Source organism: Paenibacillus agaridevorans (assembly GCF_003112455.1).
Classification (GTDB): domain Bacteria; phylum Bacillota; class Bacilli; order Paenibacillales; family Paenibacillaceae; genus Pristimantibacillus; species Pristimantibacillus agaridevorans.
Map to the genome: position 1 here is coordinate 183,615 of NZ_BDQX01000054.1, position 11,781 is coordinate 195,395.

Annotated in this window: 11 protein-coding genes; 5 read left to right on the plus strand and 6 right to left on the minus strand. The window is 55.4% G+C overall.

Annotated features, from left to right (window positions below; translation table 11 throughout):
- Nucleotides 1-56: 56 nt before the first annotated feature.
- From PAT3040_RS06680 to PAT3040_RS06690, 3 genes are all read left to right on the plus strand, one after another.
- Nucleotides 57-1,238, plus strand: coding sequence for a GTP-binding protein (locus PAT3040_RS06680; RefSeq protein WP_087566870.1), 1,182 nt, complete (start codon nt 57-59; stop codon nt 1,236-1,238).
- A 346-nt stretch (nt 1,239-1,584) separates the two neighbouring features.
- A complete protein-coding gene (locus PAT3040_RS06685; protein WP_108991973.1) occupies nt 1,585-2,289 on the plus strand; it encodes an SDR family oxidoreductase in 705 nt (234 codons plus the stop codon).
- 53 nt (nt 2,290-2,342) lie between these two features.
- A complete protein-coding gene (locus PAT3040_RS06690) occupies nt 2,343-3,293 on the plus strand; it encodes an aldo/keto reductase family protein (RefSeq protein ID WP_108991974.1) in 951 nt (316 codons plus the stop codon).
- A gap of 76 nt (nt 3,294-3,369) precedes the next feature.
- Here PAT3040_RS06690 and PAT3040_RS06695 read toward each other — a convergent pair whose 3' ends face one another.
- The 4 genes from PAT3040_RS06695 to PAT3040_RS06710 form a co-directional block, all read right to left on the minus strand.
- Entirely contained in the window at nt 3,370-4,449 is a 1,080-nt protein-coding gene (locus PAT3040_RS06695; RefSeq protein WP_108991975.1) for a Gfo/Idh/MocA family protein, read from the minus strand.
- Nucleotides 4,450-4,454: 5 nt separating this feature from the next.
- Nucleotides 4,455-5,393, minus strand: coding sequence for a helix-turn-helix domain-containing protein (locus tag PAT3040_RS06700; protein WP_108991976.1), 939 nt, complete (start codon nt 5,391-5,393; stop codon nt 4,455-4,457).
- Nucleotides 5,394-5,399: 6 nt separating this feature from the next.
- Nucleotides 5,400-6,389 (minus strand): Gfo/Idh/MocA family protein, encoded by a 990-nt coding sequence (locus PAT3040_RS06705; protein ID WP_087566865.1) that lies wholly within the window; start codon nt 6,387-6,389, stop codon nt 5,400-5,402.
- A 117-nt stretch (nt 6,390-6,506) separates the two neighbouring features.
- Nucleotides 6,507-7,364 (minus strand): helix-turn-helix domain-containing protein, encoded by an 858-nt coding sequence (locus tag PAT3040_RS06710; protein ID WP_087566864.1) that lies wholly within the window; start codon nt 7,362-7,364, stop codon nt 6,507-6,509.
- 131 nt (nt 7,365-7,495) lie between these two features.
- Here PAT3040_RS06710 and PAT3040_RS06715 point away from each other — a divergent pair, with 131 nt between their 5' ends.
- On the plus strand, nt 7,496-8,791 hold the full coding sequence (locus tag PAT3040_RS06715) for a Gfo/Idh/MocA family oxidoreductase (protein WP_087566863.1): 1,296 nt from the start codon (nt 7,496-7,498) through the stop codon (nt 8,789-8,791).
- Between the two features lie 25 nt (nt 8,792-8,816).
- Nucleotides 8,817-10,223 carry a glucuronate isomerase gene (uxaC, locus tag PAT3040_RS06720; protein WP_108991977.1) on the plus strand — a complete coding sequence of 469 codons (1,407 nt, stop codon included), beginning with the start codon at nt 8,817-8,819 and terminating at the stop codon, nt 10,221-10,223.
- 268 nt (nt 10,224-10,491) lie between these two features.
- Here uxaC and PAT3040_RS06725 read toward each other — a convergent pair whose 3' ends face one another.
- Both PAT3040_RS06725 and PAT3040_RS06730 read right to left on the minus strand, forming a co-directional pair.
- Nucleotides 10,492-10,713 (minus strand): hypothetical protein, encoded by a 222-nt coding sequence (locus PAT3040_RS06725; RefSeq protein ID WP_087566861.1) that lies wholly within the window; start codon nt 10,711-10,713, stop codon nt 10,492-10,494.
- Between the two features lie 69 nt (nt 10,714-10,782).
- A partial coding sequence (locus PAT3040_RS06730) for an aspartate aminotransferase family protein (protein WP_258234872.1) occupies nt 10,783-11,781 on the minus strand: 999 nt, incomplete at its 5' end.

Here is an 11,781-nt window from a genome sequence, read left to right on the forward strand (position 1 = left end):
TATCTTTTTTCGGGTTGTTATCGTAATTGTTACGAATAATTAGGAGGGAACCAACGATGCCACAATCCAAAATTCCAGTGACGGTATTAAGCGGCTATCTGGGAGCCGGTAAAACGACGATTCTCAATCATGTATTAAACAATAAGGAAGGTCTGAAGGTCGCGGTTATCGTCAACGATCTTGGCGAGGTGAATATCGATGCGGGATTAATTCAGAACGGCGGAGGGCTGTCGCGTACGGAAGAGAAGCTGGTGGAGCTGTCGAACGGCTGCATCTGCTGCACTTTGAGAGAGGATCTGCTTCGGGAAGTGGAACGATTGGCAGAGGACGGCCGCTTCGATTACATCTTGATAGAGTCGACGGGAATCGGGGAGCCCGTGCCGGTCGCGCAGACGTTTACTTACATCGACGAAGAGCTTGGCATCGACCTGTCCCGAATCTGCAAGCTGGATTGCATGGTTACGGTCGTCGACGCCTACCGATTCTGGCATGATTACTCGTCGGGCGAGTCGCTGCTGGATCGGAGTCAGGCCGTCGGCGAAGCCGACACTCGCGAGGTGGTGGATCTGCTTATCGATCAGATCGAATTTTGCGATGTGCTGATTCTTAACAAATGCGACATGGTTGAGGCAGATAAGCTCGGGGAGCTGGAGATCGTGCTTCGGACGCTGCAGCCGCGAGCGAAGTTTATTCGGGCGGTACAAGGCGTTGTAAATCCCAAGGAAATCCTTCATACGGGACTGTTCGATTTCGAGGCGGCAAGCCGTTCGGCGGGCTGGATCAAGGAGCTGGAGTCGCCGCACCATACGCCGGAGACGGAGGAATACGGAATCAGTTCCTTCGTCTACGAACGAAGGAAACCGTTCCATCCGGAGCGTCTGATGGCCTGGATGGAGCGTTGGCCCGAAGAAGTCGTTCGCGCCAAAGGGTTCGTATGGCTGGCTACCCGCGATCGTATGGCGCAAAGTCTGAGCCAAGCTGGACCGTCCATCCAATTCGGTCCAGCCGGCCTCTGGGCGGCATCGCTTCCTCAGGCGGAGCTCGAGACGTTGCTTCGCGAGGAAGAAGGACTCCAAGAGAGTTGGGATCCCGTTTATGGGGATCGCGCTACGAAGATGGTGATGATTGGCGTATCGTTGGATCGGGAGCCTTTGACCGCATCGCTGGATCAATGCCTGCTGACCGATTCGGAGATGACACTGGATTGGTCGGAGTTATCAGACCGCTTCCCGCAGTAAACAGAGTTCCGCTTAAATGACCAAAGAACGCGTTGTCGCCGTCCCATTGGAGGTGCAGCGCGTTTTTGCATCTTTAGAGGAGGTCTGGCGGGATGAGGCATCCTTTGGATGTATATGGTTGCAAGCGATTGCAATTGGCATTATGATGAAGTGGCGGACAATTGATCCCCCAACAGGGAAAATGCGTTGCTGTGCCTGCCGAGAGGTTGGGTCTGTCGTTGTGTGTACGCGCGTGCATAAAGTTATCCGTTGATTCTTGATGGGAACGAGGCTCAACGAGAAGATGGGCTTTGCGAGCAGTCAAGATGCTGGAGTTGCTGGAGAACGGTAAATAAGGAGTGTCATCATGAAAAATATCGTCATTACAGGAGCGAATCGCGGTCTTGGATACGAATTAGCCGCCGAAGCGGCGGCGAGAGGTTATCAAGTATGGGCTGGCGTGCGGGGACCGGGCTCCTCGGCCGAGAAGCTGCTTGCGCTGGCGGAACAATATCCGGAGCAAGTACATGTTCTGCCGCTCGACGTTACGGATGAAGCGTCGGTTCGATACGCATTCCAAGAGCTCGCCGCCCGCATCGACTCGCTGGATATCGTCATCAACAGCGCGGCGATCCTGCTTGGGCGGGACCAGAAGCTTGAAGGGCTTGAGATGGAATTGGTCGAGCAATCCTTCCAGACGAACTTGTACGGTCCCATGTTGGTCATGAAGCATGCGCTCCCGCTGCTGAAAAAAGGGTCGGACCAGGCCATCATCAATGTGAGTTCGGAAGCGGGCAGCATGGCCGGGGCTTACGGCGGCGATTACGGTTATGCGTTGTCCAAAAGCGCGCTGAATATGTTTACCGCGCAGCTGCGCAAACAATTCTCACCGCTTGGATATGCGGTATACGCGGTGCATCCCGGTTGGATCCGCACGGATATGGGCGGAGAGAAGGCGCCTGGGAATGCCGGGGAATCAGCTGCCGGCATCTTGGATCTGGCGGAGCGGAAGCAAGGAGATGCGGAAGGCGCCTTCTTCGTAAATCAACGAGGCGAACCTATGAAGTTGTAATCTTACGAATAACGGATTCGGCAATATAGCGAAAATAGAGGAGGAACAAACAAATGGAATATCGCAGATTAGGAAGAACGGGTCTCAAGGTAAGCGAGATCAGCTTAGGGAGCTGGTTGACCTACGGCAACTCGGTAGATGACGGCACCGCGGCCCGTACGATCGAACAAGCGTATGAGCTCGGCATCAATTTTTTCGATACGGCCAACGTATACATGCGCGGCGCGGCCGAGGAGGTCGTCGGCAAGGCTCTCAGAGCCTATCCTCGCGAATCTTACGTGCTCGCGACCAAGGTATTTTGGCCGATGGGTGACGGAGTAAACGACCGCGGCTTGTCCCGCAAGCACGTGCTGGAGCAGGCGAATGCCAGCTTGAAACGTCTGGGACTGGATTACGTCGACATCTATTACTGCCATCGCTATGACAAGGAGACGCCGCTGGACGAGACGCTGCGCACGATCGAGGATCTTGTGCGGTCCGGCAAGGTGCTGTACGTGGGCGTGAGCGAGTGGACGGCGGCCCAAATCCAGGAGGGACTCGGCGTGGCGGATAAATATCTGCTCGACCGGATCGTCGTCAATCAGCCGCAATACCATATGCTGAACCGGCAGATCGAGAAGGAGATCATTCCGCTCAGCGACAGCAACGGCATCAGCCAGGTCGTATTTTCTCCGCTTGCTCAAGGCGTGCTGACGGGTAAATACCGTCGGGGAGAAGACGGAACGCCATCAGGCAGCCGTGCGACCGATAGCAGCTCCAACATGTTCATCGGCGGTCTTCTAAGCGACGAAAATCTGGAGAAGGTGGAGAAGCTTACCGGGATAGCGGGCGAGCTAGGCATCTCCATGGCTCAGCTTGCTATCGCATGGATTCTCAGGCTGCCGGGCGTAGCCAGCGCTCTCGTCGGCGCGAGCCGCCCGGAGCAGATCGTCGAGAACGCGCAGGCGAGCGGCGTGAAGCTGCCGGAGGAAGTTCTGGCGCGGATTGAGGATATTCTGGCGTAAAAAAGCGGCAGTGCAACCGGGAGACGCGTCTCCCGCTGCATTGCCGTTTCTTTGTGACAGCCGAAAAATATACGGCTTAGAAATAGATTGCTTTACCCGTCTTCGAGGACTCGTAGATCGCTTCGAGGATCTGGGAAACCACGTAAGCTTGCTCCGGCGTGACGACAGGCTCCGTATCTTCGTCGATCGCCTTGATCCACAGTCTCATCTCCAGATCGGAATCCTTCTCGGACTTGCCCTCGTAGAAGGCTACGCCGCCCGCGTTCAGGTCGATCTCCTTCGTAAACAAGCGGCTGTGCTGTTCGCCGTTGATGCGAAGACCGCCCTTCATGTCGGCTCCGCCTTCGGTACCGCTCAGCGTACATTTCGCTTCGTCCACTTCCAGCGTGTTCAGCGCCCAGCTGGATTCCAGGACGATGGTAGCGCCGTTCTCCATGACGATCATACCGAATGCGGAGTCTTCTACCGTAAAGAGCGCCGGATCCCATGGACCCCAGGCATTAGCGGAATTAGCGCGGCCGGACAGCTTGTGGTAAGCCTGGCCAAGCACGACCTTCGGCTTGTAGTTGTCCATCATCCACAGCGTAAGGTCAAGCGCGTGCGTGCCGATATCGATAAGCGGGCCGCCGCCTTGTTTCTCTTCGTCCAAGAATACGCCCCAAGTCGGAACGGCGCGGCGACGAATCGCGTGCGCCTTGGCGTAATACACTTCGCCGAGCTCGCCTGCTTCGCAGATTTGCTTGAGGATTTGGCTGTCGGGACGGAAGCGGTTGTTGTAACCTACCGTCAGCTTTTTGCCTGTACGTTTGGCAGCTTCCAGCATGCGGCCAGCGTCGTGAGCCGTCTTGGCCATCGGCTTCTCGCTCATGACATGTTTGCCGGCTTCCAGCGCGGCGATCGCGATGTCGGCATGGGAATCGTTCGGCGTGCAGACATGAACGATATCGATGGACTCGTCCTTCAGAAGCTCCGTGTAATCCGTGTATACTTTGGCGCCCTCAGCGCCGTATTTGGCCGCTGCTTCAATAGCGCGATGCTCCACGATATCGCAGAATGCGACCATTGCCACATTGTTTAATCTCTTCAAGCTTGGCATATGCTTGCCGTTTGCGATGCCTCCGCAGCCAATAATGGCAATGTTGTACGTTTTGGACATAAGAATTAGCCTCCCGTAATGGTTTGTTTCCGATAATCGGATGGAGTCATGCCGTACCGCTTGCGGAATACGGCATGCAAATAATTGCTTGTGGAGAAACCCGTCATCGTTGCAATCTCCTCAATCGACTTGATGCCCTCGGACAATTCCCGGCAGACGGCCGAGAGCCTTATATCTTCCAGCACGCGGCTGAACGTATGCTCTCCGTCCCGGTTCATTTCCTTGAACAGCCTTTGCATTTGACGAGCGCTTAGACGTTGCTTCTCCGCAACTTCCTCGAGTGACAACGGGCCGCCGTAGTTGGCTTGCATAAATTCCACCGCAAGCTGGTACCGGTAAGCCTTCATATCCTTCGTTGGAAGAAGTCTTGTCTCATTTACTGTATCATAGGCGCGGACGGAGCGCAGCAAAATTTGAATGACATTCTGCTTGATGGTCGTATAGCTGCCCGCATAATATTCGCTGCAGGCTTCGTACGCATTCAGGAAACAACGCATCGCGTCATAAGTATCAAGCGCCGGGAACAAAGGGAGACTCTTCAGCTTGCCGATGCAAGAACGGGCCTCTGCCCATTCCCAGTCCTCATCCGCCTCGTCGCCGGTCGCAATCCGTTCCGCGATATCGATATGAAGACACAGTTCATCCATTCCCTCGCGTTCGCCCGCCTCCTGATAATGCATGACGCCAGGTCCGGTCAAGTAGAATTGGCCAGGCTTGAGCGAATACTCTTCATCGACCAGAATCACCTTGCCCTTGCCCCTGGGAATAAAATGAAACTCATATTCCGCATGCTTGTGAAACGCGACGGCGCGTCCGGAAGGAAAATAGGTCAAATGAAATCGGAGCACGTGGATATCGTACGGTCCCCACTGAAATCGAAGATCGAGACGTTCCAGCGCATCCGGCCGCTCGCTCATGACGGAGTAGGGGAATACCGTTGCCACGGGGAGTTACCCTTCCAACTCGTCCAGACGCACGGCGCGCCCCTCGGAATTGGAGCGTCCCGCCGCTTCCATCAGCATCGTCAGCTCGCGTGCGTAGGCGATGTTTTCGTCCGCCGTCGTGCCGTTTTGAACATGCCCGACCCACTGCTCAAAGGCGCTTTCTCGGTTGGCAGGAATCTCGACCGACTCCCAGGCCTGATCGTCGCCTGTGCGAACCAACAGCTTGTTCTCCGGCGTGCCGTAGAACAGGGAACCCTTCGTTCCATGCACTTCGATGGAGAACGGCGAATGCGGATTGACGAATCCGGCTTCCACGATGCCGATCGCGCCGCCTGCTCCCCGTACCAGAGCAACCGCGTTGTCCTCTACTTCGCGTCCCGTCACATACCCGAATTGAGCCGATACCTCGGATGGCAATTCGCCAAGGAAAAGGCGGGTTAGATACATCGGGTGGCAGCCCAGATCGATCAGCGCGCCGCCGGCGCATTGCTCCAGACTATAGAAGTGTTCCGGCAGCCAATTAGCAAGCGCGCCGTTATGGGATAGTCTGACGCGAACTTGCGTAATTTGCCCCAAGGCTTCCTTCTCCAGAAGCCCGCGAATGGCCAGCGTGTAACCATCGTTCAGACGAGGCAGCGATACGGTCAGCTTCAAGCCGTTGTCGTCAACCGCTTTCAGAATCCGATTTACTTCTTTAAGCGTAGGCGCGACAACCTTCTCCGTGAAAATATGTTTGCCGGCCGCAGCCGCGGCGAGCATAACCTCCGTATGGCGATTCGTTGGCGCGTCAACGATGACGGCGTCGATTTCTCCGCTCGTCAGCATATCGTCCAGATTGGCATAAAACGGTACGCCAAGCTTCTCGGCAGCGGCACGACCGCGCTCCTCGTTCTCGTCCCACACAGCGGCCATGACCGTGTCCGGATGTTTTAAAGCCTGATTTGTATAATCCCAGGCATGTACGTGCCAGTAGCTAATTTTACCGATTCTCAACATTTCATCGTCTCCTTTGGGTCGCCTGACCACAGACTGATACATGCAAATTTATGACAACAAAACAAATTTACCATATTTATTATCCCAATATAAGTGTGAAAAAACGACTGTTTGAGTTTAAAATTGCGACATCGATTTGCGATATTCTCTTGGCGATACGGAGGAGATCTTTTTGAACGTCTTGCCAAAGTGAGAAAAATTATCGAAGCCGACACGCTCCGCCACCGCGGAGACGGTAAGCTCCGACTCGCGGAGCAGGCGCTGAGCCTCCTTTACCCGCGTCAGCACAACGTAATCCGTAAACGCGAAACCCGTCACTTCCTTGAACATGCGGCTAAGATAATGCGGGCTGATGAAGAAACGCTCGGACAGATCTGCAAGCCGCAGCGACTCGTCGTAATGTCCGTTAATGTAACGGACGATCTCCGATATTTTGGCATGGAGAGGGGAGACGTGCTGGAACGGCTCCGGCTGATGGCTTGCCGAGTAGCGTCCGCACAGAAGCAGCAGACTTGCCGCGGCATTGCGGATCGCCAGGTGGTAGCCCGTCTCGCGAACGTCTGCCTCGAGACGCATGGCCCGGACGGACGCCTCGGCGGCAAGGCTCTCTTGCCGGGGCAGCCTCAGCACGCGGATCTCCGGGGAGAATAACGCGCCGAACATCCCGGACAGCTCGGCTCCAAGATCGCGCAGCCATTCATCCGAGAAGTGAAGAATCAGCCGTTCGTGACGGGCGTCCCCGGTCTGCATCGTTCGATGGAGCATCTCTTTGCCGATAAAGACAAGGTCGCCTTGCTCCACGAAATAGGAGCGGTCCTCAATAAAATAGATTCGGCTGCCGGACAGCAAGTAATACACCTCGTAATAAGGATGGAAGTGATCGATTGTCATCGTGTACGGTTCGGTTCGTTTCATATATTCGATATAAAGTTTGGCGGGATCGCCGAAGCTGACGTAATCGGATAGAGCGGCCATATGAGATCTCCTCTTTTCGCAAGATATGCGTGGTTTGATGCAATTTGAGCATTAATTGACAAGTATTATAGCATTTCCTTGCTGTAAGATGAAGATGAGAATGCATATGCGATAACTAGGAGGATAATCATATGACGAAAAAAAGATATGTACTGGTCGGAACAGGCGGACGCGCGGAGTTTTTCTACGGCGCAATTGCCAAGGACTTTAAGGAAACTTCTGAGCTTGTCGCGTTCTGTGATCTGAACTTGACGCGTATGGAATACGCCAACAAAATGCTCGTGACCAAATACGATTACGAGCCGGTGCGCACGTATGCCGCCGACCGCTTCGATGAGATGATTGAAGTCGAGAAGCCGGACGCCGTTATTGTGACAAGCGTTGACCGCACGCATCATACGTATATCATCCGCGCATTGGAGCTCGGCTGCGACGTCATCACCGAAAAGCCGATGACCGTGGACGAGAAAAAATGCCAGGAGATTCTGGACGCGGTAGAGCGTACGGGCCGGAACGTCCGCGTGACGTTCAACTATCGATATGCGCCGCATCATACAAAAGCGCGCGAGCTTATTGACAGCGGAGTCATCGGCAAAGTGACCTCCGTACACTTCGAATGGCTGCTCAACACGCAGCACGGCGCGGACTACTTCCGCAGATGGCACCGCAACAAAAACAACAGCGGTGGCCTGCTCGTCCACAAGTCGACGCATCACTTCGATCTCGTCAACTTCTGGATCGGTTCGGAGCCTGAATCCGTATTCGCCTACGGCGACTTGTTGTTCTACGGCAGGGAGAACGCAGAAGGCCGCGGCGAGACGAAGTTCTACGAGCGCGCCACGGGCAACGCCAATGCGAAGGAAGATCCTTTCGCGCTGCATCTGGACAGCAACGACCATCTGAAAGCCATGTATCTCGACGCCGAGCACGAAGACGGCTACCGTCGCGATCAGAGCGTATTCGGCGACGGAATCAACATCGAAGATACGATGGGCGTGCTCGTCAAATATAAAAACAACGCCATTCTTACTTATTCTTTAAATGCCTATATGCCTTGGGAAGGTTACCGTATCGCGTTTAACGGTACGAAAGGCCGCATCGAGATGAGCATTATTGAACAGTCTTACGTCAACTCCGGTGGCGACAAGGCGCTTGAAGGGGCGGTCATCGGCAAGACGCTGAACGTATTCCCGATGTTCGGTACGCCTTACACCGTCGAAGTCGAAGAAGGCAAGGGCGGCCATGGCGGCGGCGACCCCGTACTGCTTAACGATCTGTTCGGCGTGCCGAAGGAAGATCGCTTCCGCCGCGCGGCGAACCATGTGGACGGCGCAAGATCGATTCTGACCGGCATCGCCGCAAACCGTTCCATTCAGACGGGGCAAGCCGTACAGGTTGATACTTTGGTGAAATTCCACCAGTCCTAATGAACCGATAAGAGGAGGGATACGTTTGAAGCCATTTTTGGACGATAACTTTCTGCTAAATAACGAGACGGCGGTGCAGTTGTACCATAACCGGGTAAAGAATCTTCCTATCATCGATTATCATTGCCATCTTAGTCCGCAGCAAATCTACGAGAACACAAGCTTCTCCACCATTACGGAGGCTTGGCTCTACGGCGATCATTACAAGTGGCGGGCGATGCGCGCGAACGGCGTGGAGGAGCGTCTGGTAACGGGGGGCGAAGGCGCTTCCGATTACGATCGGTTCCTCGCCTGGGCGAAAACGGTGCCGCAGACGATCGGCAATCCGCTCTACCATTGGTCGCATCTGGAACTGCGCCGGTTCTTTGGCGTGGAGGAGCTCCTTAACGAAGAAAACGCTCCCGTCATCTGGGAGAAAGTGAACGCGCAGCTGGCGACGGGAGAATTTAAAGCCCGCGATCTGATCAGGAAGTCCGGCGTCGAGGTCATCTGTACGACCGACGATCCAGTCGATTCGCTGGAATATCATAAGTTGATCAAGGAGCTCGACGGCTTCGATACGCTTGTCCTGCCATCGTTCCGACCCGACAAGGCGCTGGAGATCAACCGGCCGACGTTCCTCGGCTGGATCGGGCAGCTCGGAGAAGCCGCGGGGGTTACGATCAAGGATTATTCCGAACTTCTGGCGGCGCTGGAGTCCCGAATCCGCTTCTTCCACGAAGTCGGCTGCCGCGTGTCGGATCACGCTTTCGATTACGTGCCTTACGCGGAGACGACGGCCGAAGCGGCCGCAGCGATCTTTGCGAAAGCGCTGAACGGCGAAGTCGTTACTCTCGAAGAAGAGAAGCAATACAAAACGTTCACGTTCCTGTTCATGGGCCGCTTGTACGCGGAGCTGGGCTGGGCGATGCAGCTTCATATCAATGCTTCGCGTAACAACAATCGCCGGATGTTCGGCAAGCTGGGGCCGGATACGGGCTTCGACTCCATCGGAGATGCCCCGGTCGCAGGGCCGCTGACGCGACTCCTGGACGAGCTTGACGGAGACGACGCGCTGCCGAAAACGATTCTGTATTCCTTGAACGCGCGGGACAACGAAGTGCTTGCGGCGCTGATGGGCAGCTTCCAGGGCGGAGGCGTGCCGGGCAAGATTCAGCTGGGTTCGGCCTGGTGGTTCAACGATACGAAAAACGGCATGCTGGATCAGATGAATTCGCTCGCGAACTTTGGTTTGCTGAGCCGGTTCGTCGGCATGCTGACGGATTCCCGCAGCTTCCTCTCCTATACGCGGCACGAATATTTCCGTCGTCTGCTCTGCAATCTGCTCGGCGAATGGGTAGAGAACGGAGAAGCGCCGAACGATCCCGAGCTTTTGGGATCCATCGCGGAAAACGTCTCTTACCGCAACGCGAAAGCGTATTTCGGCTTCTAGATCGACAAGCGGTCAAGGCCTAAGCTCTTCGACTAAAACGGCAATCATAAAGTGCAAGTTCAAAAAGTTCGGTTATCAGTACCGAGAAGATTGAATGAAGCTAGAACCTGAGGAGCGGAGCGTAGTGTAAGCTACGTGAGCACCGGAAGATTCGGCTGAATTCGATATTCGACGTCGAGTAGGCTACTAGGATTACTTCGTAATGGGAAGCGGACTTTTTGAACAACCTCTTAAATAGATACGAAACAGCGTCTTTCAGGAACGCCCATCAGGACGGTCCGCGAAAGACGCTGTTTGTGTATTTTAGCATCTGAGGTCCTGCTACATTGGCGGCAATGCAGAACCATTCGGCTTGAGACATAACTTTGCCCGCAAGATAAAAGGCAAGCCCCCCTAAAAGCTCGAACGCAAAAAATTCCTTCCATTGCCATGCTTGCACCACCACAATGACATAACGCTTGTTTTTCGCCGACGGTATTCGTCCAATCATCCGTCATTCGCCCCTTCGCCTTCTCGAAATAACCGTAACTAAGGTATGCGAAGGGGCTTTTCCAAAATGCTAAGAAATATCAAGCAGGGCGGCGGTTAGAATATCCGCCATCTCGTCGATATGCCTCTGCTCCGCGATCAGAGGCGGCATGAGCCGAATCGTCGATTCGCCCGTCACGTTAACGAGCAGTCCCAGCTCCATGCAGCGCGTGGCCAGCTTAGCCGCCAGTCCGTTCGGCATGTCGAAGGCGGCCAGCAGCCCAAGCCCTCTCGGATTCCGGACGAGATTATGCGACTCCAGCAGGCGGAGCTTCCCGAGCAGGTAGCCGCCTTGCCGCTGCGCGTTCTCCGTCAGACGGCGATCCAGCAGCTCGCGTACGACGGCATAGCCCACAGCCATGCCAAGCGGCTGGCCGATATACGTGCCGCCTTGGTCGCCCGGCTCGAAGAGATTGAACTTGTCGACGGCGAGCGTTGCCGACAGGGGGTAGCCGCCGCCGATTCCTTTGCCCAGCGTCATGATGTCAGGTTTGATGCCGTAATGCTCCCAGGCGAACAGCTTGCCCGTCCGGCCGAGTCCCGTCTGCACCTCGTCGAAGATCAGCGCGATGCCGTACATGTCGCATATTTTGCGAAGTCCGAACAAGTACGCTTCGTCGACGGCATGCACGCCGCCTTCGCCTTGCACGAGCTCCAGCATGATGGCGCACGTCCGGTTGGAGACGGCGGAGAAGCAGGCGTCGAGGTCTCCCATAGGCACATGGATAAACCCGGGAACCTTCGGCTCGAACAGGCTTTCCCACTGCTGCTTGCCGGTTGCGGACATCATGGCAAGCGTCCGGCCATGGAAGCTGTTCCGCATCGTGATAATCTCGTACGCGCCGTCCAGATGGAGAGCGCCATGCTTACGGGCAAGCTTCACGGCGCATTCGTTTGCTTCCGCTCCGGTGCTGCCGAAGAATGCTTTGTCCATGCCGCTGATGTCCGTCAGCAGCTCCGCGAACCGAATCATCGGCTCGTTGAAATAGGCGGGACTGGCCAGCACGAGCCGGGAAGCCTGATCCGCCAG

Bases quoted from the DNA above. Each gene is read 5' to 3' on its own strand.
- PAT3040_RS06715 (WP_087566863.1), top strand. From the start codon at position 7,496: ATGACGAAAAAAAGATATGTACTGGTCGGAACAGGCGGACGCGCGGAG.
- PAT3040_RS06680 (WP_087566870.1), top strand. From the start codon at position 57: ATGCCACAATCCAAAATTCCAGTGACGGTATTAAGCGGCTATCTGGGA.
- PAT3040_RS06705 (WP_087566865.1), bottom strand. From the start codon at position 6,389: ATGTTGAGAATCGGTAAAATTAGCTACTGGCACGTACATGCCTGGGAT.
- PAT3040_RS06690 (WP_108991974.1), top strand. From the start codon at position 2,343: ATGGAATATCGCAGATTAGGAAGAACGGGTCTCAAGGTAAGCGAGATC.
- PAT3040_RS06685 (WP_108991973.1), top strand. From the start codon at position 1,585: ATGAAAAATATCGTCATTACAGGAGCGAATCGCGGTCTTGGATACGAA.
- PAT3040_RS06725 (WP_087566861.1), bottom strand. From the start codon at position 10,713: ATGATTGGACGAATACCGTCGGCGAAAAACAAGCGTTATGTCATTGTG.
- PAT3040_RS06695 (WP_108991975.1), bottom strand. From the start codon at position 4,449: ATGTCCAAAACGTACAACATTGCCATTATTGGCTGCGGAGGCATCGCA.
- PAT3040_RS06710 (WP_087566864.1), bottom strand. From the start codon at position 7,364: ATGGCCGCTCTATCCGATTACGTCAGCTTCGGCGATCCCGCCAAACTT.